Raw genomic sequence first — 26,998 nt, 5'->3', positions numbered from 1 at the left:
GTCGAGCCGGGACTAGCCCCCACCGGCGTACATGACAAGTGCTGTAGGCGCCCGGTAACCTGCTGGAATGGCCGGCGGGGCGATGGCAGGCGCGATGTTCGGGCGCTATGAGTTGCGTCGTCTTCTCGGAGTCGGCGGTATGGGCGAGGTCTACGAGGCTTTCGACACCACCAAGGATCGCGTCGTCGCGCTCAAGGTGCTCAATCGTGAGCTGGCGGCCGACCCCACCTATGTGCAGCGTTTCCGCCGCGAATCCCATGCGATGGCCAGTGTGCAGGAGCCGCACGTCATCCCGGTGCACGACTGGGGCGAGGTCGACGGTGTGCTCTACATCGACATGCGCCTGGTGCGCGGTTCCGATCTCAAGGAGCGGTTGCAGCAGCACGGCAAGCTCACGCCCGGCGAGGCGGTGCAGGTGGTCGAGCAGATCGCGGCCGCGCTCGATGCCGCGCACGAGCTCGGCCTGGTGCATCGCGACGTGAAGCCGGCCAACATCCTGCTCACGGCCAACCTGTTCGCCTATCTGGTCGACTTCGGTATCGCGCACGGTGCGTCCGATCCGCAGCTCACCAGCGCGGGCAGCGCCGTCGGTTCGATGGCCTACATGGCGCCGGAACGGTTCGAGGACGTGCCGATGACGCCTGCCGTCGACACCTACGCGCTCACCTGTGTGCTCTACGAGTCGCTGGTGGGGCGGGTGCCGTTCCCGGTGAACAGTCTCGCGGGCGCGATCGGTTCGCATCAGATGGCGCCGCCGCCCCGGCCGAGCGCGGCCGATCCGACGCTGTCGGCGTTCGACGCGGTGATCGAGCGTGGCATGGCCAAGCGGCCCGAGCAGCGCTACGGCTCACCGGGCGACCTGGCTCGCGCCGCCCGTGCCGCGCTGGTGCAAGCCGATCGCGACGCCCCCGCAACCGTTCCCGGTCCACGGGTGACGCCGTTGGTGAAGCAGCCGCCGCCGCGCCCGTTCACCGGGCAGACGCGGGTCACCGGGCCGCATCCGCCGCCGCCGACCGCTCCCTCGCCGGCTCAGCCACCCGCTGCGGCACACCGGTCCGCACCGCAGCAGCCGATCGCCGGTTTCGCGCAGTCCGGGCGGCAGCAGACCAGGATGAGCACCGGCCCCCAGTTCTCCTCGGGCGCCTACGCCCATCCGTCGGAACCGCTGCCCCTGCCGCAGCGGAATTCGGCGACGCCGATTCTCGCCGGTGCGCTCGGCGCGCTGATCGTCGTGGCCGCTGTCGGTGTGGCGGTGTGGGTGATGTTGAGTGTCAACGATTCCGGTAACGATCGCGCAGGTCAGCCGGTGTCCTCGTCCAGTCTGCAGATGCCGCCGCCGGTGGTGGTGTCGGTCAGCCAGGAAGTGCCCACCGGTGTTCCGCAGGCACCGCCGACGGAGCCGAAACCGACCACAACCACTGTGCCGCCCTTGAATTCGGCCGTCACCGGCGCCGACGGGCAGGGTTTCCGCAGCGGTGGCCCGCGCTGCAACGACAACGACGCCGCCATGACGATCGCGCGCACCACCACCTCACGTGTGGTCATCTGCCACACCGGGGACGACCGCTTCTACTACAAGGGTGTCGCGGTGAGCAACGGCAACGCGATCGAACTCGACGATCCCGTCCCGACCGGTGGCGGCGGTTTCACCGCGACCAACCCGAGCGACGGAACGAAGTACCAGGTCACGCCTGCGGGCCTGACCATCATCAAGGGTGGTTCGGTGCTCTCCAGTGAGGCGATGCTGGAATTCGCCCATCGCTGAGCGTGGCCGGGATATGTTCGACAGGGGTTTGATCGTCGAGAGAGGTTTCCCAGATGCGTGCAGCTCAGGTGAGCAAGTTGGAAGGTCCGTCGTCGATCGAGATCGTCGACCTGCCCGAACCGGTCGCTTACCCGGGCGGTGTCCTCATCGATGTGCACGCCGCCGGCATCGCCTTCCCCGATGTGCTGATGACGCGCGGTCTCTACCAGATGAAGCCGGGTCTGCCGTTCGTCGTCGGCGGTGAGGTCGGTGGCGTGGTGCGCGAGGCGCCCGCCGAATCGGGACTGCGTGCCGGTGACCGGGTCGCCGCACTGACCATGCTCGGCAACGGCGTCGCGGAGGTGGCGGTGGCGCCTGCGGACGCGGTCTTCAAGCTGCCGGACAACGTCTCGCTCGAGGCGGGCGCGGGCATCCTGTTCAACGACCTGACCGTGCACTTCTGCCTCACCAAGCGCGGCAGGCTGGCCGAGGGCGAGACCGTGCTCGTGCACGGTGCGGCCGGTGGCGTCGGTACCTCGACCCTGCGGCTGGCCAAGGCGCTCGGCGCGGGCCGGGTGATCGCGGTGGTGAGCACCGAGGCCAAGGCGCAGGTCGCCAAGGCCAACGGGGCCACCGACGTGGTGCTCACCGACGGCTGGCTGGCGGCGGTCAAGGACCTCACCGGCGGGCGGGGCGTCGACATCGTTCTCGACCCGGTGGGCGGCGACCGTTTCACCGACAGCATCCGCAGCCTCGCCGGTGGTGGCCGGTTGCTCGTCGTCGGGTTCACCGCGGGCGAGATCCCCACGGTGAAGGTGAACCGGCTGCTGCTCAAGAACGTGGAAGTCGTCGGCGCGGCCTGGGGTGAATGGGTGATGACCCACCCCGGATACCTGGCCGAACAATGGGCCGACCTGGCGCCGCTGTTCGCCTCCGGTGCCGTCACGGCCCCGGAACCGGTGCTCTACCCCCTGGAGCGCACGGCCGAAGCCGTTGCGGCCCTGGACAATCGGACCGCGACCGGCAAGGTCGTCGTACAACTGCGCTGACTCGGGGTGAGGTTGTCGGACCGCCGGGGTAGCGTCCGGTTCGTCGCCGGGATCGAAGGAGCGCGCCGTGCAGTTGTCGAATCGGGTACTGAACCGGACGCTGCTCGCGCGGCAGCACCTGCTCGAGCGGTCCACGCTGAGCACACCGCAGATGTGCGAGCATCTCGTCGGGTTGCAGGCGCAGGACGTCCCGCCGCCATTCATCGGTTTATGGAGCCGGACAGTCGATTTCGATCCCGATACGGTGTCGCGCGGATTGGACGACCGCACGCTGGTGCGGATCACCCTGATGCGCGGCACCATCCACCTCGTCACCCCGCCCGACGCCCTTCGCATCGCCCCGCACATTCAGCCCGAACTCGAAAAGGTGCCCTTCCGTAAGGGTTTCAACTACGGCGCGATGGTCGGTCTCGACCCTGAGCAGGTCCGAGCCGACGGGGAAGCGGTGCTCGGCGACGAACCGATGGCGGCCGCCGACCTGCGCGCCGAAGCCGCCATCCGCTACCCGGATCGCGATCCGGGCGCGGTGTCGCAGACCTGGCTCTACCAGCTCCCGGTCCTGCAGACCCCGCCGCGCGGCCGCTGGCGGGACAACAGCAGGCCGGTCTGGTCGCGGGTGCAGCCTTGGCTCGGTGCCCCGCTCGACCCGGATTACCCCGTGGCCGAACTGATCCTGCGCTACCTGCGCGCCTTCGGCCCGGCCTCGACCATGGACATGCAGACCTGGTCGCGCCTGCCCGGCATGAAACAGGTCGTCGCCGACCTGGGCGACCGCGTCCGCATCTACACCGACGAGCGCGGCCGGACCCTCTACGACGCCGCCGAACTCGAACTCGCCGACCCCGACCTGCCCGCCCCGGTACGCCTGCTCGGCTGGTACGACAACGCCCTGCTCTCCCACCAGGACCGCAGCCGCGTGATCGGCGAAACCATCGCCCCGCGTTCCTTCGGCGCCAATGTCTCGCCGGTCCTGATCGACGGCTTCACCGCAGGGGTCTACAAAGTCTTCGTGAAGTCGGGAACCGCCCGCCTCCGCGTGAGTCCTACCCGCGCATGGACGAAAGCCGAAGCGGCAGAGGTCGAATCGGAGGCCGCTGCCCTGCTCGCATTCCTGGAACCGGAATCCGCTCCGGCCGTCGAGATCCTCGACCCGGAGGCCGACCTCCGTCCGTGACACGGGTTTAACGCCGGGGAAATACCGGATTCCTAGGGTCGGTACCACGACGTTCATGGCTGAAACGGGTGTCGTGCTCGGCTGAACCCGGCGAGCGAACCAGCCGCAACCGAAAGGGTGCGCGCATGGGTTCGTCCGTGGTCATCACCGATGTCACCGTCTACACACCGCAGGGGTGGTGCCCCGGCGAGGTCGTCGTCCGCGACGGCCGGGTCGTCGCATTGCGGGCAGGCCAGGAGCACGCGGTGCTCCCACGCTTCGACGGTGGCGGCGGCTATCTGCTTCCCGGTTTCGTCAACACCCACACCCACCTGCAACAAGCAGTGCTCCGTGGTGTGGGTGAAGGGCTGCCGCTGCTGGAGTGGTTGCGCTGCGTCGGCGAGCACACCGTCGCCGCCACGCCCGAACAGACCTACCTCTCGGCTCTGGCCGGCGGCTTGGAACTGCTGCGCAGCGGGGTGACCACGGTGGTCGAGCACCTGTGGCCGAACCCGTCCGACCAGATCCACCAGGCCGTGATCCGCGCACTCGACGAGCTCGGGATCCGGGTGGTCCTCGGGCGCGGCATCGCCGACCGCGCCGACGTCACCCGCAAATGGGGCCTCGACCCGCGCCTGATGCAACCGCTCGACGAGGCGTTCGCCCATATCGACGCACTCGACCGGCAGCTGGCGGGCTCGCGCATCACCACCGCGCTGGCCGTGCCCAACCCGCGCTGCCTCACCCCCGACGGCATGGCGGCGGCCCGCGCCTACGCCGAGTCGACCGGTAAAACAGTGTCGATCCATGTCCTCGAGACCACCACCGACGACGACATGTGCCGCCTGCATGCCGGTATGGGCGCCGTCGACTACCTCGACACCAACGGCTTCCTCGGGGAGCGCACTCTCGCCGTCCACTGTGTGAACCTCGACGCGCACGGTCGCGCGGTCTTCGCCGAGCGCGGCGTCACCGTCTCCTACAACCCGATCTCGAACATGCGCCTCGGCAGCGGCATCGCCCCGATCGGCGACATGCTGGCCGCCGGGATCGACGTGACCCTCGGCGTCGACGGCGCGGCCAGCAACGACACCCAGGACATGCTCCTGACTGTGCGCATGGGTGCGTACCTGCAACGTGCCGCACACCGCCGCGCCGACCTCTTCGGCATCGACCGCATGCTGCACATGGCAACGGGTGCGGCCGGTCGGGTGCTCGACGGGCCGGTACACACCGGCATCGCCGTCGGCGACCGGGCCGACCTCACCCTGGTCCGCTTCGATCGCGACTTCGCTTGTCTGCCTGTGCTCGACCCTGGCGCGACCCTGCTGACAACCGCTTCACCCCGCGTGATCGACACGGTCTGGGTCGACGGCGAGGCAGTGATTCGCGACGGCCACAGCACGAGAGTCGATACCGACGAGCTGACTCACCGCCTGACCCGCATGCGGTGAATGTTAATCCAGCGGAAACAGCCCACATATTGCATGTAATCCAGCAACGCCACACTGAATTCATTCACATGTTGCACGCAACATCCACCGTAGGAAGGTGATCACGGTGACGCTCTACGACACAGTGAACGACGCGGATGCGAGGACGCTGCTCGCCGGACTCGAGGTCTCCTTCGCGGGCGTCGGCAAACGTTTCGGCGGTGACGACGGCACCTTGGCCCTCACCGGCATCGATCTGGATATCCGCGAGGGCGAGTTCGTCGCCGTGGTCGGGCCGTCCGGTTGCGGCAAGTCCACCCTGCTCCGCCTGGCCGCCGGCCTCGAGCGGGTGAGCGCGGGAGCCGTTGCGGTGCGGACGAACTCGATCGGCTTCATCTTCCAGGAAGCCACCCTGCTGCCCTGGCGCAAGGTGCGGCGCAATGTCGAACTCTCGGCGGAGCTGGCCGGGGTGCCGCGCGCTGTGCGCCGGGCACGGGTTGAACGGGCGATCGAGGCGGTCGGTCTGGCCGACTTCGCGAATGCCTTGCCGCGCAAGCTCTCCGGCGGCATGCGGATGCGGGTCTCGCTGGCCAGGGCGCTGGCACTGGAGCCGCGCCTGATGCTGCTCGACGAACCGTTCGGCGCGCTCGACGAGATGACGCGACTGACCATGCAGGAGGAACTGCTCCGCCTCTACCGCGACAACGCCTTCACCGCCCTGTTCATCACACACTCGGTGGCGGAGGCGGTGTTCCTCGCGTCGCGGGTGGTGGTGATGTCGGCGCGGCCGGGGCGGGTGCACGAGGTGATCGACGTCGACCTGCCCTATCCGCGCGACCGTGAACTGCGCTTCGATCCCGCCTTCACCGAACTGGTCGCGCGCGTGTCGCACTCGTTGAAAGAGGCTGCCTGATGGTGAGTATCGCTGCCCGGGCCGTAATACCGGCGAAGCCGGAGACCGAACTGTCCACCGCACGCGTGCGCAAGATCGCCAAGACCCTTGCCGCGCCGACTATTTCGATCACTCTTGCCCTCGCCGCCTGGTATGCGGTGTCGATGCTGGTGCTCAGCGAGGGCCGCCGCTTCCTGCTGCCACCGCCGCATGTGGTGTTCACCGAGTCGCTGGCCGATCCGAAGAAGCTCGAGGTGATGGGCGAGGCGCTGGCGGTCACCGCGCGGGTCGCGCTCACCGGGCTGCTGATCTCGGCCGTGCTCGGCGTCGCCATCGCGGTGCTGATGAGTCAGGCCAAACCGATCGAGAATGTCGTCTACCCGTATGCCGTGGTGCTGCAGGCGATTCCGGTGCTCGCCGTGGTTCCCTTGATCGGGCTGTGGCTCGGTTACGGATTCGCCGCGCGGACCACGGTCTGTGTGCTCATCGCCATTCATCCGATCATCGCGATGACGTTGTTCGGCATCAAATCGGTCGACGCGAACCTGCGCGAGCTGTTCACCCTCGGCCGCGCCGGGCGCTTGCGCAGGCTCTGGTCCCTGCAACTTCCCGCCGCCCTGCCCTCCACGCTGACCGGTTTGCGCACGGCCGCAGGGCTTTCCGTCACCGGCGCGATCATCGGCGACATGTTCTTCGCGCAGGGCAAACCCGGCATCGGCACCCTGCTCGACACCTACCGCGCCCGGCTGCAATCCGAGGACCTCATCGGCGCGCTCCTGCTCGCCGCCCTGTTCGGGGTGCTCGTGTTCACCGTTTTCACGCTGATCCAGAAGGTCAGCGTCGGCCGCTGGCACGACTCGGCCCACTAGAAGGAACCACCATGAAGAACGCACGCCCCCTGCGCCGCCTCGGTATCGCGGCCCTTGCCCTCACCCTCGCCGCCTGTTCCGGCGAAACCGGCGACGACCCCGCCGTCGCCCTCGAACCCGCACCTGCCGATCAACGGCTGGCCGGTGTCTGCCCGGATACCGTCGTCGTGCAGCTGCAATGGGCCCCGGAAACCGACTCCGGCCCGATCTTCGGCCTGCTCGGCCCCGGCTATACCGTCGATGCCGACAACAACAAGATCACCGGTCCGCTCGTCACCTCGGGCAAGGACACCGGGGTGGAACTCGAGATCCGGGCGGGCGGACCGGCCATCGGCTTCCAGACGGTGCCGTCGCAGATGTATGTCGACGAGAGCATCACCCTCGGCCTTGCCCACTCCGAGCACGCCATCGCCGCCGCCGGGCAGCAGCCGATCGTGGCGGTCACCACCTTGCTGCGCAACAGCCCGCAGATGCTGATGTGGGACCCGGCGACCAATCCCGGCTGGCAGGGAATCGCAGATATCGGCCGGTCCGGCAAGCCGATCGTGGTGTCCAAGGGTCAGCTGTACCCGGACTGGCTGGTGGCGCGTGGCCTGGTGAAACCCGAACAGATCGACGCCTCCTACGACAATGCGCCGTCCCGGTTCGTCACCGATCCGTCCTTCGCGCAACAGGGTTTCGTCAACGCCGAGCCCTACACCTACGAACACGAGGTGCGCGCCTGGAACAAGCCGGTGCGCTACCAACTACTCAAGGACGTGGGCTACGAGGGATACGCCCGCACGGTGAACGTCCGGGCCGACAAGCTCGCCGAATTGCGGCCCTGCCTGCAGAAATTGGTCCCGATGATCCAGCGGGCCACCGCCGAATTCCGGGCCGATTCGACGCATGTCGACGAGGTGGTCGTCGATGTGGTCGAGCAGAATCCCAAGCTCAGCCCCTACAGCGCCGAGCTCGCCGCGTTCGGCTCGAAAGCGCTGATCGACGGCGGCCTGATCGGCAACGACAGCGACGGTGTGCTCGGCAGCTTCGACGAGGCCCGCGTGCAGCGCATCATCGACGAATTCGCGCCCATCCTGCGCGCGGGCGGGGCGAACGTGCCGACCGGGCTGCGCGCATCGGATCTCGTCACCAAGGAATTCCTCGACCCGTCCATCTCCGTCACCGGATAAGGAGACATTCCATGAGCACCAGCTACGACCTGTCCGAGGTCTCGCGCGAGAAGCGGATGGGCGGCCTCGGGAGGGAAACCGCCCGTGAGATCCGCGTCGTCGACCTCACCGATTTCGAGGATCGCCGCGCCGAGATCACCGACCAACTGTGGGCGGCGGCCACCGAGATCGGCTTCTTCCAGCTCTCCGGCCACGGTATCCCGCAAACTCTGATCGACGAGATGTTCGGCGCCACAGCGGAGTTCTTCGCCTTGCCGGAGGAGATCAAAGGCAAATATCCGCTGGTGAAGGAACACAACGCCGGCTGGGAGAGTATGAGTCAGGTGCGCCCGTCCATCGGCGTGCCCGATCAGAAGGAGTCGTATCAGGTCACCCGGCCGCACATGGACCGGCTCTGGCCGAGCGAGACCGAGCTGCCCGGATTCCGTTCGCGTGTCCTGGATTTCGAGCACCGAGCCTGGGAAGTGGCGATGCGGGTGCTGTCCTGCTTCGCCGACCGGCTCGGACTGGCGCGCGAACACTTCACCGCCGCACACGATCCCGCATCGCCGGACCACCAGAGCGCACTGCGATTGTTGCACTACTTCGCGGTGCCCGCGGAACTGCGCGGCGTTCCCGGCCGCTGGCGGGCAGGCGCGCACACCGACTTCGACTGCCTCACCCTGCTTTTCCAGCGCGACGGCCAAGGCGGGCTGCAAGTATGTCCCGGCAAGGAGATGGCCGAACAGGAATGGACCTCCATCACCCCCTCCTCTAGCCTGATCACCTGCAATATCGGTGACATGCTCACCCGCTGGAGCGACGACCTGCTGCCGTCGAACTTCCACCGGGTCCGCAGCCCCGGCGACGGCGAGTACCAGGGCGAGCGCTACAGCATCGCCTACTTCGCTCAGGCCGACCGCGACGCGATCATCCAGGGGCCCGGCGGCAAGTACCCACCGGTCACCGCGGCCGATTTCCTCTCCCAGCGTGTGCAAGCCAACTACCGGCCGCAGGGATAATCGGCGCAGACAACGGAAGGGACACGGCATGAGCGGTCAGCGCCCGGAGGCGGAAGCGGAGCGTGGCCACGGAGGGCGCCCGGGCATGCCGGATGTGCAGGGCATGAGCGGTCAGGGTGACGACGGCACCTCACTGCTCGGCCCGTCGGTGCATCGCCGGATCAGGCAGCTGGTCCTTTCCGGCGAACTCGCCCCGGGCAGCCCACTCAGCGTGCCCGCGCTGGCGACTCGGCTCGGGGTGAGCCGCAGCCCGGTACGCGAGGCCGTGCAGCAGCTCATCTACGAGGGCCTCGCGGTGAGCACGCCGCACGCCGGCGCGAAGGTGGCCGCCGTCGACGACGAGCGCATCCGCGAGGTACTCGCGGTCCGCGCCGTCCTCGACGGCCTGGCCGCCGCCACGGCCGCCACCCGCCTCACCGATGCCGACCTCGACAAGCTCGCGGCCATCATCGCCGCCCAGGAGACCAACCTGGACGACACCACCGACGCGGCCCGCGACGCCCAGCTCGACCTGGAATTCCACAGCTTCATCCGGGATGCGTCCGGAAACAGCTGCCTCGCCGACGAATCGGCGCGCCTGGAAGCCCAGGCACACCTCTACCGCGGCGATCTGTGGTGCTCGGCGCGCAACCGTCGCGTGGCCCTGCGCGAACACCGCCGCATCCTCGAAGCCCTGGAATCAGGCCACCCCGAATCGGCCCGCATTGCCGCGGAGGCACACGTCCACGGCCTGATGACGCGCCTCACCCGGCACTGACGCGCCTCCCGGCACTGACGCGCCTCGCCCCGTGGCCAAGCTTTGACGTGCCGCGCTTCAACGACCCCGCCCGGCGCTGCGCCGTGCCTCGACGGCCTTGCCCGGCACCGGCTTGTCTGAGCCGGTGCCGAGGCGGGTGTCACGCTCGATGGCCCTAGTCGGTCACGGCGCCAGAGGTTTTCGCGTACGTCCTACCGGTCCGTGGCGCGGGTACCCGGCGGGCTGACACGCCGATCCCGATAGGCGGGCGCCTTCGCGGTGCCGGCGGGTGTCAGCGTGCGCAGCAGGGGGAGTGTGCGCCGTTCGATCACCGTCGACAGCACGATCACGCTGTGCGACCGCACCACCGCGCTGGTCCGGTCGATGCTGAGCAGCACGGCCTGCAGACCGGCGTGCGAATCGGCACCGATCCGGCAGAGCACGTCACCGGAACCCGTGGTGGCATAGGCCTCGAGCACGCCGGGTATCGCGTCGAGTTCGGCGGTGAGGGTGTCGAGCGCGCCCTGGGCGATCTCCAGGGTGACGAACGCCTGCACATCGAAACCCGCTGCGGTGACATCGATCTGGGGATCGTAGGAGGCGATCACCCCGGCCTCCTCCATCCGGTTGATCCTGGCCTGCACCGTCGCGCGGGCCACCTTCGTGCGCCGCGAGAGTTCCAGGATTCCGGCCTTCTGGAACTCGTGCATGGCCGACAGGATCGCCAGGTCGAGTTCGTCCAGTTTCGCGGGTGTGCGCATGCCAGACCTCCGTCCTCGGGTGCTATTCAAATTGTCCACCATCCGGGTGCCTGAGGTATCAACTTTGGTCAGCATGACCAGGCGCGAGCCGGGTTGTTGCCTAGGTCACGAGTGGCGCGTTTTCCTAGGTCATGACCATTGAGCAGCAGCTCGTCGGGCTGATCGAGCACGACGACAGTGTCGATCCGTTCCCTGTCACCGGCTGGGACGCGCTGGTGTGGGTTGTCGGCAACGCCACCCAGTGCGCGCACTTCCTGCAATCGGCCTTCGGGATGCGGCTCGAGGCCTACGCCGGCCCCGAGACCGGCAACCGCGACCACAAGGCCTACGTGCTGCGCAGCGGGGGAGCGCGGTTCGTGGTGAAGGGCGCGGTCGATCCGGACAGTCCGCTGGTGGCCCATCACGACCGGCACGGCGACGGCGTGGTCGACATCGCCCTCGAGGTCCCCGACGTGGACCGGTGCGTCACCTGGGCACGCGAGCACGGCGCAACCATCCTGGTCGAACCACACGACGAGAGCGACGAATTCGGCACGGTGCGCACCGCGGCCCTGGCCACCTACGGCGAGACCAGGCACACCCTGATCGACCGCTCCGGTTACGCGGGCCCGTATCTGCCCGGCTATATCGCGCGCACCTCGACCCACCGCGCGGGCCCACGGATCTTCCAGGCCATCGACCACGTGGTCGGCAATGTGGAGATGGGCCAGATGGACCGCTGGGTCGACTTCTACCGCCGCGTCATGGGTTTCACCAATATGGCCGAATTCGTCGGCGACGACATCGCCACCGAGTACTCGGCGCTGATGAGCAAGGTCGTCGCCAACGGCAACCACCGGGTGAAGTTCCCGCTCAACGAACCGGCGGTGGGCCGCAAACGGTCCCAGATCGATGAGTACCTCGAGTTCTATCGCGGTCCGGGCGTGCAGCACATCGCCCTGGCCACCGGTGACATCCTCGCCACCGTCGACGCGCTGCGCGCCGAGGGCGTCGAATTCCTGCCCACTCCAGACACCTATTACGAGGACCCCGAACTGCGTGCCCGCATCGGCCACGTCCGCGTCCCGGTCGAGGAACTGCAACAGCGCGGCATCCTCGTCGACCGGGACGAAGACGGGTACCTGCTGCAGATCTTCACCCGTCCCGTCACCGATCGCCCGACCGTGTTCTTCGAACTCATCGAGCGACACGGCTCACTCGGCTTCGGAAAAGGCAATTTCAAAGCCCTTTTCCAGGCAATCGAACGGGAACAGGCGGCCCGCGGGAACCTGTGAGCGGGTCCGCGCACGCACTACAGTTCAAGGCATGCGGATCCCCTCGGCGATCATCACCGGCATGGCCCTGGCTGTCGTGCTGTCGTCGTGCGGATCGGGGGGCGACTCCGATTCGCCGACCGGCCCGAAACGGCCACCACCGAAGGTGGCCTCGCTCGGGCCCTTCGTCGGCGAGTGCGGGCACGTCACCGACGACGAGGTGCGCCAACTGGCCGGGCTGTCCCAGATCACGCGGGTGTACAAGAACTCGACCGGATGCAACTGGCAGTCGGCCGGGTTGTACGCGCCGAGTGTGACATTCGCGTCGTATCGCGGCAGCCCGATCGACCGTGAGCGGGCCTGGGTGTCCAGCGTCGGCCGCGAACCGGAACGCGTCGATGTGAACGGGCGCCCGGGCTTCCAGGCCCTCGACCCGGGGGGCATCTGCGATTTCGCGGTGCAGCTCGACGACGATTTCTTCGAATGGTCCATCTCCGACGGCGCTTTCGCCTCCGCGGGCAACCCGTGCGATCGCGCGCGCAAACTGGCCGAGCTCACTCTTGGACGGTTGCGATGAGCGCCACCAGGATCGCGACCGCCGCGGCGGCGCTGCTGCTCACCGCCACCTTGGCGGGCTGCGGCGGGACGATCGATGGCAATGCCCGCCCGGCCCCGGAGGACGAGCGGGGTGGCGGCGAAAAGGTGAACACCAATTTCGACAACCTGCTGCGCGAATGCGAGGTCGTCGATATCGCCAAGATCGGGGAGATCGTCGGCAACGCCCAGATGGTGGAGACCTCGTTCAGCGGTGCGGTGTGCATGTGGGACATCGACGACGCACCGGGCGGCTCGGCCATGGCCACCCTCAACTGGTACGAGATGGGTACGCTGAACAACGAGAAGACCACCAACGAGAAGTTGGGGTACCTCACCGGTGACATCACGGTGCAGGGTCGCAGGGCCCTGCAGGTGCGCAGGCCGGGCGACAACGACTCCTGCGGAGTCACCGCGCCGGCCGCTGATGTCGGGGTCATCGGCTGGTGGATCAACTACCGGCCGGGCTCGGCCCACCCGGATCCGTGTGCGGGAGCGCAGAAGCTGGTCGAACTGACCTTGGATCTGGCCAGGTAGAAGCCTTGACGTAGGACCCCGCTTTGACCCCGGTTCGGGCAGGCGCGTATCGTGGATCGCTGTGCCCGGATTGCTACGGGCAAGTTCGTGCGTGAACGTAGGCCAGCGAGAGCGGCTGATACGTTCCAGCGTGCCCAGAAAAAGGGCCCTGAGCTGCGCGCGACACGCCCGACCGCGGGTAAACGGAAACACGGTCGGACGTGCGAGTGAAAGCTCGATGAACTGAAGACACGTGTTCCGCTACCGCAATCACCAATAAGGAAAGCCGGTCTATGCCAACCATCAACCAGCTGGTCCGCAAGGGTCGCCGCGACAAGGTCACCAAGACCAAGACTGCGGCCCTGAAGGGGAGCCCGCAGCGTCGTGGCGTGTGCACTCGCGTGTACACCACCACCCCCAAGAAGCCGAACTCCGCGCTGCGTAAGGTCGCGCGCGTTCGCCTGACCAGCGCGATCGAGGTCACGGCGTACATCCCCGGTGAAGGCCACAACCTGCAGGAGCACTCCATGGTGCTCGTCCGCGGCGGTCGTGTGAAGGACCTCCCGGGTGTCCGCTACAAGATCATCCGTGGCTCGCTCGACACCCAGGGTGTGAAGAACCGCAAGCAGGCCCGCAGCCGCTACGGCGCCAAGAAGGAGAAGAGCTGATATGCCACGCAAGGGCCCCGCACCCAAGCGTCCGCTGATCAACGACCCGGTCTACGGGTCCCCGCTGGTCACTCAGCTGGTCAACAAGATTCTGCTGGACGGCAAGAAGTCGACCGCCGAGCGCATCGTCTACGGTGCCCTCGAGCAGGCGCGCGAGAAGACCGGCACCGATCCGGTCGTCACCCTCAAGCGCGCGCTCGACAACGTCAAGCCCGCCCTCGAGGTGAAGCCCCGCCGCGTCGGTGGCGCCACCTACCAGGTGCCGGTCGAGGTCCGTCCGGGCCGCGCCAACACCCTGGCGCTGCGCTGGCTGGTCAGCTACTCCCGCGCCCGTCGTGAGAAGACGATGATCGAGCGTCTCGCCCACGAGCTCCTCGACGCGAGCAACGGCCTCGGTGCCGCGGTGAAGCGTCGCGAGGACACCCACAAGATGGCCGAGTCGAACCGGGCCTTCGCGCACTACCGCTGGTGATAGTCCGGCCCGTCACTTAAAAGGGAGAATTTCGTGGCACAGGACGTGCTCACCGACCTGAACAAGGTCCGCAACATCGGCATCATGGCCCACATCGATGCGGGCAAGACCACCACGACCGAACGCATCCTGTTCTACACCGGCATCACGTACAAGATCGGTGAAGTTCACGACGGCGCGGCCACGATGGACTGGATGGAGCAGGAGCAGGAGCGTGGTATCACCATCACCTCCGCCGCTACCACCTGCTTCTGGAAAGACAACCAGATCAACATCATCGACACCCCCGGGCACGTCGACTTCACCGTCGAGGTGGAGCGTTCGCTGCGCGTGCTCGATGGTGCGGTCGCGGTGTTCGACGGCAAAGAGGGTGTCGAGCCCCAGTCCGAGCAGGTGTGGCGTCAGGCCGACAAGTACGACGTGCCGCGTATCTGCTTCGTGAACAAGATGGACAAGCTCGGCGCTGATTTCTACTTCACCGTGCAGACCATCAAGGATCGTCTCGGTGCCAAGCCGCTGGTCATCCAGCTGCCGATCGGCGCCGAGAACGATTTCGAGGGCATCGTCGACCTGGTCGAGAACAACGCCAAGGTCTGGAAGGGCGAGACCAAGCTCGGCGAAGAGTACGAAGTCGTCGAGATCCCGGCCGACCTCAAGGACAAGGCCGAGCAGTACCGCCAGGAGCTGCTCGAGACTGTCGCCGAGTCCGACGAGTCGCTGCTCGAGAAGTTCTTCGGTGGCGAGGAACTCTCCGTCGAGGAGATCAAGGGCGCCATCCGCAAGATGACCGTCAACTCCGAGCTGTACCCGGTGCTGTGCGGTTCCGCGTTCAAGAACAAGGGCGTGCAGCCCATGCTCGACGCGGTCATCGATTACCTGCCTTCCCCGCTGGACGTCGAGGCCACCACCGGCCACGTGCCCGGCAAGGAAGACGAGATCCTGACCCGCAAGCCGAACGTCGACGAGCCGTTCTCGGCCCTGGCGTTCAAGATCGCGGTGCACCCGTTCTTCGGTGAGCTCACCTACATCCGCGTGTACTCGGGCAAGGTGGACTCCGGCTCGCAGGTCGTGAACTCGACCAAGGGCAAGAAGGAGCGTCTGGGCAAGCTGTTCCAGATGCACTCCAACAAGGAGAACCCGGTGACCACCGCTTCGGCGGGTCACATCTACGCCGTGATCGGTCTGAAGGACACCACCACCGGTGACACCCTCTCGGATCCGCAGAACCAGGTCGTCCTCGAGTCGATGACGTTCCCGGACCCGGTCATCGAGGTCTCCATCGAGCCCAAGACCAAGTCCGACCAGGAGAAGCTCGGCACCGCGATCCAGAAGCTGGCGCGCGAGGATCCGACGTTCTCGGTGAAGCTCGACCAGGAGACCGGCCAGACCGTCATCGGCGGTATGGGTGAGCTCCACCTCGACATCCTCGTCGACCGCATGAAGCGCGAGTTCAAGGTCGAGGCGAACGTCGGTAAGCCGCAGGTGGCCTACCGTGAGACGATCACCAAGCCGGTCGAGAAGCTCGAGTTCACGCACAAGAAGCAGACGGGTGGCTCCGGCCAGTTCGCGAAGGTCATCATCGCGGTCGAGCCTTTCGTCGGCGAAGACGGTGCGCACTACGAGTTCGAGAACAAGGTCTCCGGCGGTCGCGTGCCCCGTGAGTACATCCCGTCGGTCGACGCGGGTGCCCAGGACGCCATGCAGTACGGCGTGCTCGCCGGCTACCCGCTGGTGAACCTGAAGGTCACCCTGCTCGACGGCGCGTACCACGACGTCGACTCCTCGGAGATGGCGTTCAAGATCGCGGGTTCGCAGGCCCTGAAGGAAGCGGCCCGTAAGGCCGGTCCGGTGATCCTCGAGCCGCTCATGGCGGTGGAGGTCATCACACCCGAGGATTACATGGGTGAAGTGATCGGCGACCTCAACTCCCGCCGTGGCCAGATCCAGGCCATGGAGGAACGCAGTGGTGCCCGTGTCGTCAAGGCGCTGGTTCCGCTCTCGGAGATGTTCGGCTACATCGGTGACCTGCGGTCGAAGACCCAGGGTCGCGCGAACTACTCCATGGTGTTCGCCCAGTACGCGGAGGTTCCGGCCAACGTGTCCAAGGAGATCATCGCCAAGGCGACCGGCGAGTAATTCGCTTGCCGCGGCCTTGTACGCTTGGCCGCGGCAACCGGGCGTCAGCACGACCCCCCTTATTAACCGCACTGCTGCAAAAAAGCACGCACTAACTAGTCCAGGAGGACAACAGTGGCGAAGGCGAAGTTCGAGCGGACGAAGCCCCACGTCAACATCGGCACCATCGGTCACGTCGACCATGGCAAGACCACGCTGACTGCGGCCATCACCAAGGTGCTCGCCGACAAGTACCCGGACCTGAACGAGAGCTTCGCTTTCGACCAGATCGACAAGGCGCCGGAGGAGAAGGCTCGTGGTATCACGATCAACATCTCCCACGTCGAGTACCAGACCGAAAAGCGCCACTACGCGCACGTCGACGCCCCGGGTCACGCCGACTACATCAAGAACATGATCACCGGTGCGGCCCAGATGGACGGTGCCATCCTCGTGGTCGCCGCCACCGATGGCCCGATGCCGCAGACCCGCGAGCACGTGCTGCTCGCCCGTCAGGTCGGCGTGCCCTACATCCTGGTCGCGCTGAACAAGTCGGACATGGTCGACGACGAGGAAATCCTCGAGCTCGTCGAGATGGAGGTCCGCGAGCTGCTGGCGTCGCAGGAGTTCGACGAGGATGCCCCCGTCGTTCGCGTCTCCGGCCTCAAGGCCCTCGAGGGTGACGAGAAGTGGGCCGAGTCGATCGTCGAGCTGATGAAGGCCGTCGACGACTCGATCCCGGACCCGGTCCGTGAGACCGAGCTCCCGTTCCTGATGCCGGTCGAGGACGTGTTCACCATCACCGGTCGTGGCACCGTCGTCACCGGTCGTGTCGAGCGCGGCATCATCAACGTGAACGAGGAAGTCGAGATCGTCGGCATCCGCGAGAAGAGCACCAAGACCACCGTCACCGGTATCGAGATGTTCCGCAAGCTGCTCGACCAGGGCCAGGCCGGCGACAACGTCGGTCTGCTGGTTCGTGGCATCAAGCGCGAAGATGTCGAGCGTGGCCAGGTCGTCGTGAAGCCGGGCACCACCACTCCCCACACGGAGTTCGAGGGCCAGGCGTACATCCTGTCGAAGGACGAGGGCGGTCGCCACACCCCGTTCTTCAACAACTACCGCCCGCAGTTCTACTTCCGTACCACGGACGTGACGGGCGTTGTGACCCTCCCCGAGGGCACCGAGATGGTCATGCCCGGTGACAACACCGAGATGTCCGTCAAGCTGATCCAGCCGGTCGCCATGGACGAGGGCCTGCGCTTCGCGATCCGCGAGGGTGGCCGCACCGTCGGCGCCGGTCGCGTCACGAAGATCGTCAAGTGAGTCTCTGACTCGCTGACACCGCAACGGCGTCGCTCCTTCGGGAGCGGCGCCGTTCGGCGTTTCCGGGGGCACCACCTTTGGGGTCATCGCTCGGCGGGGTGGTGGTGGGTAGCGTTCCTGGTTCAGGTGTTCCGGTGAATGGAGGCGGCGTGGTTGTGGTGAAGGGGTTCGAGGTTGTCGAGGGGGAGCTCGGGCACGGGTTGCCGTACTTCGCGTTCGGGGAAGGGCGGCCGTTGGTGTTCCTGCGGTGGTTCACGCCGGATCACACGAACCCGAGCGGGTGGATGCGGGCCAGCGAGGTGAAAACGTTGGCGCCGCTGGCCGGGAACTTCCGGGTGTACGCGGTGAATCGGGCTCCGGGGATGGCGCAGGGGACGTCGATGGCCGATATCGCGCGCGACCACGCGGAGGCTTTGCGGGCCGAATTCGGCGAGCCCGTGGATGTGCTGGGGATTTCCTCGGGTGGGTCGGTGGCGTTGCAATTGGCCGCCGATCATCCGTCGGTGGTGCGCAGGCTGGTGATCGCGTCGTCGGGGTGCCGGCTGCCCGAGCCGGCTCGCGCCGCACAGCTGAAGTACGCGACGGCCGCCGCCGAAGGCAAACGCGCACTCCAGCACATGGCGACCGTCGGTATCGAGTCGCCGATGAAGGCCCGGCTGGTCGGTGCGGTGGCCTGGCTCGCCGACCCGCTGATGCGCCCGAAGAACCCCGCCGACACCCTGGCGTTCGTCCGCGCCGAAGACGCCTTCGACGTCACCGACCGCCTCACCGACATCACCGCCCCCACCCTGGTGATCGGCGGCGAACGCGACGAGTTCTACCCCCAGTCGATCTTCCACCAGACCGCCGACGGCATTCCGAACGCCCGTCTCGCCCTCTACCCGGACACCACCCACATGGGCGCGATCAAGCACAAACGCTTCGCCCCAGAGGTCACCGAATTCCTTTCGGCCACATAAGGATCAGGCGTCGGGGCGCACCCGCACCGTGACCCGCCCTCGCGTGTCCCGGTGCGCGATCGCATGTCCGTGGTGGTCCACACCGTCGATGCGCAGGGTGAGGGGACTGCCCGCACCGAGGAAGTTGCGCCACCAGGTCTTCTGATCCGGCATGACGGCACCGATGACGTACTCGTCGCCGGAGCGCCGGTAGTTCACCGGAGTGCTGAACGTCCGCCCCGAGCGCCGCCCGACGTAGCTGATCTCGGCGAAGGATTTGCCGAGGTACCTGCGCAGGACCGGCGCCTTGGTGAAGAAGACGACCACCGCATTGAACACGCGCATGCCGCGCCGGAACATCGGATTCTGAAACATATACCCGCCCCTGATCTTTCACGAGAGTGTGCGGGTTTCGACGGTACCGGTCGACTATGGCAGAACACTGAGAGCCGACGGATCAGCGGACCTTGGCTCCGTAGACGTGTTCGACGGTCATCGTCATCAGGACGCGGCGGTCGGAGACCATCACCTCGCGGTATTCGTCCCAGTCCGGGTGCTCGCCCGCGGCGGCGCGGTAGTAGGCGACGAGGGCTTCCACCTCGGGGCCGTTCGGGTCGGCGCCGGGGCCGGTGAGCTGGGCGGTGCCTTCGGCGGTTGCCCAGGACCAGCCGTCGGCGCTGCCCACTTCGAGGGCGGCGCGCGGGTCGCGGCGCAGGTTCGCGGTTTTGGCGCGGCCCTCGGTCATCGAGACGTAGATGACGCCCGCCTCGCGGTCGTAGTAGGGGGTGACCGGTGAAAGCTGGGGTCTGCCATCGGCTTTGATCGTGGCGAGGACACCGATCTTCGCCTCGGCGAGCAGGGCGTGCGGATCGAACTGTTCGGACATGGGCCACTCCTGTTGTCGGTGTGTTCTGACGAACCGTTGTGCACCTGTGTTTATGCCCGCGCGGAAAACCTGTCGACAATCCCGGATCGGGCCGCGTACAAAGAGTCCATGTTCACGGTACGTCCGCAGTCGCGGTTCTAGTTCGCATCGGGTCCGTGTGGCGCCGAGGCGGCGCCGCGTGACCCGACGCCCGTGCCGTCCCCGGAGCGCCTCACCGGCGAGCGTCGATTTTCCGAAACCGACTCGGCCGGGAGCATCCCATGACCAGAACCGACCTCGCCCGCCTCCGCAATATCGGCATCGCCGCCCACATCGACGCCGGCAAGACCACGATCACCGAACGAATCCTGTTCTACACCGGCGTGATTCGCACCCTCGGTGAGGTGCACGACGGTACCGCCGTGATGGATCACATGGTGCAGGAGCGTGAGCACGGCATCACCATCACCTCGGCGGCGACCACCTGCGAATGGGCCGAGCACCAGATCACCGTCATCGACACCCCTGGCCATGTCGACTTCACCGCCGAGGTGGAACGCACGCTGCGGGTGCTCGACGGCGCGGTCGCGGTGTTCGACGCCAAGGAGGGTGTGGAGGCGCAGTCGGAGCAGGTGTGGCGCCAAGCCGACACCTACGGTGTGCCGCGGATCTGTTTCGTGAACAAGATGGACAAGCTCGGCGCCGATTTCGCCTTCACCGTGCGGACCATCGCGGAAAGACTCGGTGTGCGCCCGTTGGTGATCCAGCTACCGATCGGTGCCGAACGTGACTTCGAGGGCGTGATCGACCTGGTCGATATGACCGCGAAGCGCTGGCGTGGCGACACCGGAAACGGTGCGCGCTACGAGACCGTCGAGATACCGGAGGAGCTGCGGGCCAAGGCGATTCAGCATCGAGAGGCGCTGCTGGCGACGGTCGCCGAAGCCGACGACGAGGTGCTGGAAAGCTACCTGTCCGGCAAGCCGATCGCCGTCGATGTCCTCAAAGCCGCGATCCGGCGGATAACACTCGACGCCACGGCCTATCCGGTGCTGTGCGGTTCGGCGCTGGCCAATATCGGCGTACAACCGCTGCTGGACGCCATCGTCGACTACCTGCCGTCGCCGGTAGATGTCGTTGCTGTGCACGGCTTCTCGACAGAAGGGGCACATGTGCATCGCGCGCCCGATATCGCCGAGCCGTTCGCGGCCCTGGCGTTCAAGGTCGCGGCGCATCCGTTCTTCGGGACGCTGGTGTATCTGCGCGTGTACTCCGGCACCGCCGAACCCGGTGCCACCGTGCTGAATTCGACGAACGGACGAAAGGAGCGCCTGGGCAAACTGTTCCAGATGCACGCGAGCATCGAGATCGCGATCGATCGGGTGCGGGCGGGGCAGATCTGTGCCGTCATCGGCCTCAAAGCCACCGGCACCGGCGACACCCTGTGCGATCGGCACGACCCGATCGTGCTGGAGTCGATGACCTTCCCCGACCCGGTCCTTTCGGTCTCGATCGAACCGAGGACTCGCGCCGACCAGGACAAGCTCGGCACCGCCCTGGCCCGCCTGGCCGACGAGGACCCGACGTTCACCGTGCACGTCGACGCCGAAACCGGACAGACGGTGATCGGCGGCATGGGCGAGCTGCATCTGGAAATCCTGGTCGACCGGCTGAAACGACAGTTCCGGGTGGACGCGACCATCGGCGAACCACGTGTGGCCTACCGCGAGACCGTCACCGCTCCCGTCGATCTGCTCGAGCACACCCACCGCAAACAGGTGGGTGGACGCGGGCAGTACGCGAAGGTGGCGATCGCGCTGGCCCCGCACGTGGCCGACGACGGCGCCGTCTACGAATTCCGCAACCAGGTCACCGGTGGGCGGGTGCCGAAGGAGTACATCCCCGCGGTCGACGCGGGCGCGCAAGACGCGCTCGCGGTGGGCCCGCTCGCCGGCTTCCCCCTGGTGAACGTGCTGGTGACGCTGCTCGACGGCGCCGCCCACGTGCAGGATTCCTCGGATCTGGCGTTCCGGCTGGCCGGTGCGGCAGCGGTGCGCGCGGCGGTGGCGCGCGCGAAGCCGGTGCTGCTCGAACCCATGATGGCCGTGGAGGTCGTCACGCCCGAGCAGTACGTCGGCGAGGTGATCGGTGATCTGAACACCCGGCGTGGCCGGATCACCGAGCTGGCCGAGCGCGGCGGCGCCCACGTCGTCCGCGCGCTGACCCCGCTGTCGGAGATGTTTGGCTACATCGGTGATCTTCGCTCGAAAACCCGTGGCCGAGCGAACTTCTCGATGACGTTCGACTCCTACGCCCCGGTCCCACCGGAGCTCGCGAAGTCGATCATCGCGGGCAGCTGACCAGGATGTCGGTGGCGTCTCCTCAGGCGCCACCGACTCAGGACGCCAGGGTGCCGACCGTCCACAGGGGCGCGGTTTCCACGCGGGCGAAGCGCCATCCGTCGGGCGTGCGCACGGCATCGAATCGGTAGCTGCCACCACCGGCGTAGAACGGTTCGGGGGCCACCCGGCCGGGGGTCGGTGCGCTGGAAACGAACGCGAACAGCGAGTTCGCCCGGACCTGCGCCCGATCGCCCGCGAGTTCGATGCGCACATTGCTGATGTAGTGCGGAGAGCGCTGCTGGTCGGAGTGGTTGCGGCCGGCGAGTGCGATGACCTTGTCGAGCCCAGTGGCCTCCCCGCCGGGCGATTTGGCGGTCACATCGGGGGTGTAGATGGTGGCGAAGGCGTCGAATCGTCCTTCTTCCAGTGCTGCGGCGAGATTGTCGATAAGGGTGTGGATCTCGTTGCGGTCTTCCAGCTCACGCAGTCGTTGCTCGGTGGAGTCGGTGCAGGCGGTGGCGAGCAGCGCGGTCGGCAGCGCGAGGACGGGCAGGAGGTAACGGATTTCGGTCATGATCTCAGCCTTCGGCTTGATTGTTGGTATCACCAATGTAGGTGCGACCAACGATATCATTCGTGGGTGTGACCAACAAATGCTTGATACGATGGGGCCATGGAACTCACGGGAGTGCAGGCGGCGGCCAGGCTGCGAGGGATGCCGACGCGACTGCTCACCCAGGTCGCGGTGCTGGCCGACCGGGCCGCCGAACGCGCCCTCGACGGCACCGGTTCACGCAGGCATCACTTCGCGCTGCTGGCCACCCTGGCCGAGTTCGGTCCCGCCAGTCAGGCCGAACTGGGCAGACGCACCGGCATCGACCGCAGCGATATCGTCGGTGCGCTCAACGACCTTGCCGGGCGCGGCTTCGTCGACCGCAGCCCCGACCCCGAGGACCGGCGCCGCAATATCGTCACGATCACCGAGTCGGGCGCCACCCACCTCGCCGACCTCGACGGCAAGCTGCGCGCCGCCCAGCAGGAACTACTCGGTGCGCTGTCCGAGGGCGAACGCGACCAGCTCGTCGGTCTGCTCAGCCGCGTGCTGGACGACCACGCGGGGCGGTGAAGCTCACCCGTGCTATTCGATCAGCGGTACTCGCCCGTGAAGGCCTGGTCTTCCGGTGTCGTGGGCCGACGCGCAGCCGGTGCCCCGCGCAGCAGCTGCAAGGCGTCGGCGGAGGCCTCGTTGCGGGCGGTGTAGACCTCGAGCCGGTGGTCGGGGCTGTCGGGCTGCAACCACACCTGATAGTCCACATCCACGCTGCCGACCGTCGGATGCTGTAGTCGCATCGTGCCGACGGTGCAGTCGGCGACTTCCCCCTCGGCCCACAGAGTCGCGAATTCCGTACTGCGCATGGTCAATTCGCCGATCAGTTCGGCCAGGCGTGCGTCGGTGGGGTAGCGGCCCGCCGTGAGCCGCAGGTAACCGACGTGAATGCGGGCGAGTTCGTCCCAGTTGCGATGCAGGTCCCTGGTGAGCGGATCGAGGAAGAATTGGCGCGGGATCGAGGGGCGCTCGACCGGGTCGGCGGGGGCGGCGAAGTCGAGGTGTTCGGCGAAGAGTGCGTGTCCGCTGTGGTTCCAGGCGAGCACGTCGCCGCGCCTGCCGAGGACGAGGGCGGGCATGGTGTCGCCGAGCGCGTCGAGCAGGGCGAGGACGCGGGGGTGGGCGCGTTCGGGTTCGTCGCGGGTGAGTCGTGGGGTGGTCGGTCGTCCGGCCAGGTTGTGCAGGTGTGCGGTCTCGGCGGCATCGAGGCGCAGTACCCGCGCGAGGGCATCGATGACCTGCGGCGACGCCGTGCCCGCCTGATCTTGTTCGAGCCGGGTGTAGTAGCCGGCGCTCACTCCCGCCAGCTGGGCGAGTTCTTCGCGGCGCAGCCCGGGTACCCGGCGGGTGGCGCCGTAGGTGCGCAGCTCGAGGTCGGCTGGGGTGATGCGGTCGCGGCGTTTTTTGAGGAAGACGCCGAGGCTTTCCAGCTCCATGGTCCCGATCGTAGGGAGCCCCGCGCGCGCGTGGGTATCCCTGCCGGATGTACCCATCGCCGGGTCTGGTTGCCGCGCACGCCAAGGCTCAGATTCGGTGACATGAATGCTTCTCCGGTGCGGGCCTGGTTGGGCCTGCTGGTGGTCCTCGGTCCGGTTCTGCTCGTCGCGATGGACGGTTCGGTACTGTTTCTGGCGATGCCCGCGATCACCGGCGCGCTGTCCCCGTCCGCCGATCAGACCCTGTGGATCCTGGACAGTTACGGCTTCGCCGTCGGTTCCCTGCTCATCGCCTTCGGCACCATCGGCGACCGCTACGGGCGCAAACGGCTCCTGCTGATCGGCGCCGCGATGTTCGGTCTCGGCTCGGTGGGCGCGGCTTTCGCCACCAGCCCAGAATCGCTGATCGCGTTCCGCGTGCTGATGGGCGTGGCCGGGGCGACGCTGTTGCCGTCGGCGCTGGCCGTGCTCGGCACCCTGTTCACCGATCCGAGGCGCCGAGCTCAGGCCATCGGTATTTTCGCGGCCACGTTCGCCGCCGGATTCGCGATCGGACCGATCGTCGCGGGTCAGCTGCTGAGCCGGTTCTGGTGGGGGTCGGTCCTGCTGATCAATGTGCCAGTGGTGCTGTTGTTCCTGATGTTCGCGCCGATCCTGCTCGGGGAGGTGCGGGCCACGGTGTCCGGCCGGATCGACGTGGCGAGCGTGGCTAGCTCGGCGGCGGGTCTGCTGCTCGCCATGTACGCGGTGAAACACACAGCCGCGGAGGGTGTTTCGCCGTCGGCTACGGGCGCGGGCTTGGTGGGTGCGGTGCTGCTCGGCTGGTTCGGGCGTAGGCAGGGGCGGATCACGAACCCGCTGATCGACTTCGCGTTGTTCCGCAACCGCGTGTTCACGGTCGCGATCGTCACCGGCTTCCTCCCGCTGGCGGCGTGGTCGGCCACCGCCTACCTCGGCGGCATCTATCTGCAGTCCGTACTCGACCGCACCGTCACCGATGCCGCGCTGCTCGCGGTGCCCGGGGCCGTGGTCCTCACCGTCACCGCCGTCGTCACGCCGGCGATCGCCGCCCGGATCGGTCGTTCGGCCGCGCTCGTCACGGCGCATTTCACCATCGTCGCGGGCTTGCTGCTGTTGCTGCCGACCGGTACGACCGCCGGTGCAGGCTGGTACATCGCGGCGACGGCCGTGGCGGGCATCGGCTACGGCATCTCCTTCAGCGTGGTCGCCGATATCGCGGTCGCGGCGGTCCCGCCCGAGCGCGCGGGGTCGGCCGCCGCGCTCGCCGAAACCGGCAACGAGCTGGGGAATGCTCTCGGCATCGCCCTGTTCGGTTCGCTGGCCGCGCTCATCTTCCGCATCGGTGGGCCGGACTTGGCACCCACCCTCGGCGCAACCCTCGACCTACCCGACCTGCTTCCAGCTGCCGCCGCCAACGCGCGATCGGCGTTCGTCGACGGCCTGCACGTCGTCGCCGCGGCCGCCGCCGTGCTGCACGCGCTCCTCGGTCTGGTCGCGCTGCGCGTTCTGCGCTCGCGTCCAGTGGATGTGGAGGTCGCGCAACCCGCTCCGGCGGGTCTCTGACGAGACCATCGGCGACGCTCCGATCGTCGGGCGGCATCACATCGCTGCCCGAATGCGACGTGAACCACACTCACGACCGGCGCACTGGTACAAACAAGCGAGAGGGAAGGACGAAATATATGAGCGCGCCGATCGTCATCGTCGGAGCGGGCCTGGCAGGCCTGCGTACCGCCGAGGAATTACGCCGAGCCGGGTACGAGGGGGGTGTGCTGCTCGTCGGGGACGAGGCGCGGCCACCGTACGATCGCCCGCCACTGTCCAAGCAGTTCGTGCGGGGCGAGACCGACGACACCACCCTGCGCCCGCCGGAATTCTTCGCCGAGAAGAACATCGAGCTGCGCCTCGGCACCGCTGTCGCCCGAGTCGACACCGCCGCGCGCACCCTCACCCTCGCCGACGGTGACACCATCGCCTACCACCAGCTCGTCATCGCCACAGGCCTGCGCCCCCGCCGCCTGCCCGGTGTGGAGGAGGTGACGGGCGTACACGTACTGCGCGCCCACGACGACGCAGAATCCCTGCGCGCCGACCTGGCCGCCGCCCAGCGCGCCCTCATCGTCGGCGCCGGCTTCATCGGCTGCGAACTGGCCGCGAGCTTCCGCGCCGCGGGCAAGGACGTGACCCTCGTCGAGCCGCAGCCGGCCCCGCTCGCTTCGGTACTCGGCGAGCAGATCGGCGGATACGTGGGTCGTATGCACCGCGACCACGGCGTGGACCTGCACTGTGGCGTCGGTGTGGACACGCTTCGGGTGGACGTCGACGGGCACGTGCGCGGCGCGCTGCTCAGCGACGGTTCCGATATCGATGCCGACCTGGTGGTGATCGGTATCGGGTCGGTGCCCGCCACCGACTGGCTGGCCGGTTCCGGTATCGAACTGGCCGAGCCGGCTGCCGGCGGGGGTGTGCTTGCCGACGAGTTGGGGCGTTCGTCCGCTGAGGGTGTCTGGGCGGTCGGTGATGTGGCTGCTTGGCGTTACGGTGACATTCGCAAGCGGGTCGAGCATTGGACCAGTGCTGGTGAGCAGGCGAAGCTGGTGGTTACCGCGCTGCTCGGGGGTGCGGCGCCTACCGCTGCGCGGGTGCCGTACTTCTGGAGTGATCAGTACGACGTGAAGATCCAGGCTCTCGGTACGCCTGATCCTGCTGACGAGGTCACTGTCGTGTCCGAGGACGGGCACAAGTTTCTCGCCTATTACTCCAGGGACGGGATTCTCACCGCTGTTCTCGGGGCGGGGATGACTGCTCAGGTGATGAAGTTGCGTGCGAAGTTGGCTGCGCCTACGCCGGTGGCTGATCTGCTGGCTGCTACGTCCTGACTTGGGGTAACTGCCGTACTGCCGGCGGGATGGAAGCACTGCGGTGTTTTGTGCACCACAAAGGTATTGGGCTGTGTTTTTGGAGCGCTGGCGCGCTCGAGCGCGGCCCCTGAGGGGCCGCGCGAACAGCGCTCGAGACTCGCGCTTCGCGCATGC

The 26,998-nt window shown here is 67.3% G+C and carries 26 protein-coding genes; 21 read left to right on the top strand and 5 right to left on the bottom strand.

From position 1 onward, the window contains the following. Positions 1-67: 67 nt before the first annotated feature. From AB0F86_RS18430 to AB0F86_RS18390, 9 genes are all read left to right on the top strand, one after another. On the top strand, positions 68-1,765 hold the full coding sequence (locus AB0F86_RS18430; protein WP_356985235.1) for a serine/threonine-protein kinase: 1,698 nt from the start codon (positions 68-70) through the stop codon (positions 1,763-1,765). A 53-nt stretch (positions 1,766-1,818) separates the two neighbouring features. Next, on the top strand, positions 1,819-2,793 hold the full coding sequence (locus AB0F86_RS18425; protein WP_356985234.1) for an NADPH:quinone oxidoreductase family protein: 975 nt from the start codon (positions 1,819-1,821) through the stop codon (positions 2,791-2,793). A gap of 67 nt (positions 2,794-2,860) precedes the next feature. Then, complete coding sequence (locus AB0F86_RS18420; protein WP_356985233.1) at positions 2,861-3,967, top strand: winged helix DNA-binding domain-containing protein; 1,107 nt, start codon at positions 2,861-2,863, stop codon at positions 3,965-3,967. 125 nt (positions 3,968-4,092) lie between these two features. After that, entirely contained in the window at positions 4,093-5,400 is a 1,308-nt protein-coding gene (locus AB0F86_RS18415) for an amidohydrolase family protein (protein WP_356985232.1), read from the top strand. Between the two features lie 106 nt (positions 5,401-5,506). Continuing rightward, positions 5,507-6,292: an ABC transporter ATP-binding protein gene (locus tag AB0F86_RS18410; RefSeq protein WP_356985231.1), complete on the top strand. Its 786-nt coding sequence runs from the start codon at positions 5,507-5,509 to the stop codon at positions 6,290-6,292. Continuing rightward, positions 6,292-7,140, top strand: a complete 849-nt coding sequence (locus tag AB0F86_RS18405) for an ABC transporter permease subunit (RefSeq protein ID WP_356985230.1) — start codon at positions 6,292-6,294, stop codon at positions 7,138-7,140. The genes AB0F86_RS18410 and AB0F86_RS18405 overlap by 1 nt, the downstream gene beginning before the upstream one ends. A gap of 11 nt (positions 7,141-7,151) precedes the next feature. After that, positions 7,152-8,312: a nitrate ABC transporter substrate-binding protein gene (locus tag AB0F86_RS18400; RefSeq protein ID WP_356985229.1), complete on the top strand. Its 1,161-nt coding sequence runs from the start codon at positions 7,152-7,154 to the stop codon at positions 8,310-8,312. A gap of 11 nt (positions 8,313-8,323) precedes the next feature. Continuing rightward, entirely contained in the window at positions 8,324-9,313 is a 990-nt protein-coding gene (locus AB0F86_RS18395; RefSeq protein ID WP_356985228.1) for a 2-oxoglutarate and iron-dependent oxygenase domain-containing protein, read from the top strand. 85 nt (positions 9,314-9,398) lie between these two features. Further along, positions 9,399-10,070 (top strand): GntR family transcriptional regulator, encoded by a 672-nt coding sequence (locus tag AB0F86_RS18390; RefSeq protein WP_356985227.1) that lies wholly within the window; start codon positions 9,399-9,401, stop codon positions 10,068-10,070. A gap of 191 nt (positions 10,071-10,261) precedes the next feature. Here AB0F86_RS18390 and AB0F86_RS18385 read toward each other — a convergent pair whose 3' ends face one another. Beyond that, positions 10,262-10,810 carry an Lrp/AsnC ligand binding domain-containing protein gene (locus AB0F86_RS18385; RefSeq protein WP_067641846.1) on the bottom strand — a complete coding sequence of 183 codons (549 nt, stop codon included), beginning with the start codon at positions 10,808-10,810 and terminating at the stop codon, positions 10,262-10,264. A gap of 131 nt (positions 10,811-10,941) precedes the next feature. Between AB0F86_RS18385 and hppD the strand changes: the two genes are divergently transcribed. From hppD to AB0F86_RS18345, 8 genes are all read left to right on the top strand, one after another. Further along, the gene (gene hppD, locus AB0F86_RS18380; protein WP_356985226.1) at positions 10,942-12,084 is read left to right on the top strand and encodes a 4-hydroxyphenylpyruvate dioxygenase; all 1,143 of its coding nucleotides are present in this window, start codon (positions 10,942-10,944) and stop codon (positions 12,082-12,084) included. Between the two features lie 31 nt (positions 12,085-12,115). Continuing rightward, positions 12,116-12,640 carry a DUF3558 domain-containing protein gene (locus AB0F86_RS18375; protein WP_225278576.1) on the top strand — a complete coding sequence of 175 codons (525 nt, stop codon included), beginning with the start codon at positions 12,116-12,118 and terminating at the stop codon, positions 12,638-12,640. After that, a complete protein-coding gene (locus AB0F86_RS18370; RefSeq protein ID WP_356985225.1) occupies positions 12,637-13,194 on the top strand; it encodes a DUF3558 domain-containing protein in 558 nt (185 codons plus the stop codon). Before AB0F86_RS18375 ends, AB0F86_RS18370 begins: the two co-directional genes overlap by 4 nt. Before the next feature lie 272 nt (positions 13,195-13,466). After that, a complete protein-coding gene (gene rpsL / locus AB0F86_RS18365) occupies positions 13,467-13,841 on the top strand; it encodes a 30S ribosomal protein S12 (RefSeq protein WP_056814220.1) in 375 nt (124 codons plus the stop codon). A gap of 1 nt (position 13,842) precedes the next feature. Beyond that, entirely contained in the window at positions 13,843-14,313 is a 471-nt protein-coding gene (rpsG, locus tag AB0F86_RS18360) for a 30S ribosomal protein S7 (protein ID WP_067485171.1), read from the top strand. 33 nt (positions 14,314-14,346) lie between these two features. Next, on the top strand, positions 14,347-16,449 hold the full coding sequence (gene fusA / locus AB0F86_RS18355) for an elongation factor G (RefSeq protein ID WP_225278578.1): 2,103 nt from the start codon (positions 14,347-14,349) through the stop codon (positions 16,447-16,449). Between the two features lie 114 nt (positions 16,450-16,563). Beyond that, complete coding sequence (gene tuf / locus AB0F86_RS18350) at positions 16,564-17,754, top strand: elongation factor Tu (RefSeq protein WP_225278579.1); 1,191 nt, start codon at positions 16,564-16,566, stop codon at positions 17,752-17,754. A gap of 149 nt (positions 17,755-17,903) precedes the next feature. Continuing rightward, positions 17,904-18,713 carry an alpha/beta hydrolase gene (locus AB0F86_RS18345; RefSeq protein ID WP_356985224.1) on the top strand — a complete coding sequence of 270 codons (810 nt, stop codon included), beginning with the start codon at positions 17,904-17,906 and terminating at the stop codon, positions 18,711-18,713. Between the two features lie 3 nt (positions 18,714-18,716). Here AB0F86_RS18345 and AB0F86_RS18340 read toward each other — a convergent pair whose 3' ends face one another. Together AB0F86_RS18340 and AB0F86_RS18335 are read right to left on the bottom strand one after the other, a co-directional pair. Further along, positions 18,717-19,067, bottom strand: coding sequence for a nitroreductase/quinone reductase family protein (locus AB0F86_RS18340; protein ID WP_356985223.1), 351 nt, complete (start codon positions 19,065-19,067; stop codon positions 18,717-18,719). Positions 19,068-19,149: 82 nt separating this feature from the next. Then, positions 19,150-19,578: a PPOX class F420-dependent oxidoreductase gene (locus AB0F86_RS18335; protein WP_356985222.1), complete on the bottom strand. Its 429-nt coding sequence runs from the start codon at positions 19,576-19,578 to the stop codon at positions 19,150-19,152. A gap of 260 nt (positions 19,579-19,838) precedes the next feature. Here AB0F86_RS18335 and fusA (AB0F86_RS18330) point away from each other — a divergent pair, with 260 nt between their 5' ends. Next, a complete protein-coding gene (fusA, locus tag AB0F86_RS18330; protein ID WP_356985221.1) occupies positions 19,839-21,917 on the top strand; it encodes an elongation factor G in 2,079 nt (692 codons plus the stop codon). A 37-nt stretch (positions 21,918-21,954) separates the two neighbouring features. Here fusA (AB0F86_RS18330) and AB0F86_RS18325 read toward each other — a convergent pair whose 3' ends face one another. After that, a complete protein-coding gene (locus AB0F86_RS18325; RefSeq protein WP_356985220.1) occupies positions 21,955-22,473 on the bottom strand; it encodes a nuclear transport factor 2 family protein in 519 nt (172 codons plus the stop codon). Between the two features lie 99 nt (positions 22,474-22,572). On the opposite strand from AB0F86_RS18325, the gene AB0F86_RS18320 reads away from it, so the two are divergent. Next, positions 22,573-23,025, top strand: a complete 453-nt coding sequence (locus AB0F86_RS18320) for a MarR family transcriptional regulator (RefSeq protein ID WP_356985219.1) — start codon at positions 22,573-22,575, stop codon at positions 23,023-23,025. Positions 23,026-23,045: 20 nt separating this feature from the next. On the opposite strand, the gene AB0F86_RS18315 is transcribed toward AB0F86_RS18320, so the two are convergent. Continuing rightward, positions 23,046-23,942, bottom strand: a complete 897-nt coding sequence (locus AB0F86_RS18315; protein WP_356985218.1) for a helix-turn-helix transcriptional regulator — start codon at positions 23,940-23,942, stop codon at positions 23,046-23,048. Positions 23,943-24,044: 102 nt separating this feature from the next. On the opposite strand from AB0F86_RS18315, the gene AB0F86_RS18310 reads away from it, so the two are divergent. Both AB0F86_RS18310 and AB0F86_RS18305 read left to right on the top strand, forming a co-directional pair. Further along, positions 24,045-25,526 (top strand): MFS transporter, encoded by a 1,482-nt coding sequence (locus tag AB0F86_RS18310; protein ID WP_356985217.1) that lies wholly within the window; start codon positions 24,045-24,047, stop codon positions 25,524-25,526. Positions 25,527-25,645: 119 nt separating this feature from the next. Then, positions 25,646-26,842: an FAD-dependent oxidoreductase gene (locus AB0F86_RS18305; RefSeq protein WP_356985216.1), complete on the top strand. Its 1,197-nt coding sequence runs from the start codon at positions 25,646-25,648 to the stop codon at positions 26,840-26,842. Positions 26,843-26,998: the final 156 nt, after the last annotated feature.

The sequence above is a fragment of the Nocardia sp. NPDC023733 genome, assembly GCF_040639775.1.
Taxonomy (GTDB): domain Bacteria; phylum Actinomycetota; class Actinomycetes; order Mycobacteriales; family Mycobacteriaceae; genus Nocardia; species Nocardia rosealba.
This window is presented reverse-complemented; position numbering and strand designations above follow the sequence as displayed.

Bases quoted from the DNA above. Each gene is read 5' to 3' on its own strand.
- rpsL (WP_056814220.1), top strand. From the start codon at position 13,467: ATGCCAACCATCAACCAGCTGGTCCGCAAGGGTCGCCGCGACAAGGTC.
- AB0F86_RS18370 (WP_356985225.1), top strand. From the start codon at position 12,637: ATGAGCGCCACCAGGATCGCGACCGCCGCGGCGGCGCTGCTGCTCACC.
- fusA (WP_356985221.1), top strand. From the start codon at position 19,839: ATGACCAGAACCGACCTCGCCCGCCTCCGCAATATCGGCATCGCCGCC.
- AB0F86_RS18335 (WP_356985222.1), bottom strand. From the start codon at position 19,578: ATGTCCGAACAGTTCGATCCGCACGCCCTGCTCGCCGAGGCGAAGATC.
- AB0F86_RS18400 (WP_356985229.1), top strand. From the start codon at position 7,152: ATGAAGAACGCACGCCCCCTGCGCCGCCTCGGTATCGCGGCCCTTGCC.
- rpsG (WP_067485171.1), top strand. From the start codon at position 13,843: ATGCCACGCAAGGGCCCCGCACCCAAGCGTCCGCTGATCAACGACCCG.
- AB0F86_RS18430 (WP_356985235.1), top strand. From the start codon at position 68: ATGGCCGGCGGGGCGATGGCAGGCGCGATGTTCGGGCGCTATGAGTTG.
- hppD (WP_356985226.1), top strand. From the start codon at position 10,942: ATGACCATTGAGCAGCAGCTCGTCGGGCTGATCGAGCACGACGACAGT.
- AB0F86_RS18425 (WP_356985234.1), top strand. From the start codon at position 1,819: ATGCGTGCAGCTCAGGTGAGCAAGTTGGAAGGTCCGTCGTCGATCGAG.
- AB0F86_RS18340 (WP_356985223.1), bottom strand. From the start codon at position 19,067: ATGTTTCAGAATCCGATGTTCCGGCGCGGCATGCGCGTGTTCAATGCG.
- AB0F86_RS18385 (WP_067641846.1), bottom strand. From the start codon at position 10,810: ATGCGCACACCCGCGAAACTGGACGAACTCGACCTGGCGATCCTGTCG.
- AB0F86_RS18320 (WP_356985219.1), top strand. From the start codon at position 22,573: ATGGAACTCACGGGAGTGCAGGCGGCGGCCAGGCTGCGAGGGATGCCG.
- AB0F86_RS18310 (WP_356985217.1), top strand. From the start codon at position 24,045: ATGAATGCTTCTCCGGTGCGGGCCTGGTTGGGCCTGCTGGTGGTCCTC.
- AB0F86_RS18315 (WP_356985218.1), bottom strand. From the start codon at position 23,942: ATGGAGCTGGAAAGCCTCGGCGTCTTCCTCAAAAAACGCCGCGACCGC.
- AB0F86_RS18395 (WP_356985228.1), top strand. From the start codon at position 8,324: ATGAGCACCAGCTACGACCTGTCCGAGGTCTCGCGCGAGAAGCGGATG.
- AB0F86_RS18305 (WP_356985216.1), top strand. From the start codon at position 25,646: ATGAGCGCGCCGATCGTCATCGTCGGAGCGGGCCTGGCAGGCCTGCGT.
- AB0F86_RS18405 (WP_356985230.1), top strand. From the start codon at position 6,292: ATGGTGAGTATCGCTGCCCGGGCCGTAATACCGGCGAAGCCGGAGACC.
- AB0F86_RS18390 (WP_356985227.1), top strand. From the start codon at position 9,399: ATGCCGGATGTGCAGGGCATGAGCGGTCAGGGTGACGACGGCACCTCA.
- AB0F86_RS18415 (WP_356985232.1), top strand. From the start codon at position 4,093: ATGGGTTCGTCCGTGGTCATCACCGATGTCACCGTCTACACACCGCAG.
- AB0F86_RS18325 (WP_356985220.1), bottom strand. From the start codon at position 22,473: ATGACCGAAATCCGTTACCTCCTGCCCGTCCTCGCGCTGCCGACCGCG.
- AB0F86_RS18375 (WP_225278576.1), top strand. From the start codon at position 12,116: ATGCGGATCCCCTCGGCGATCATCACCGGCATGGCCCTGGCTGTCGTG.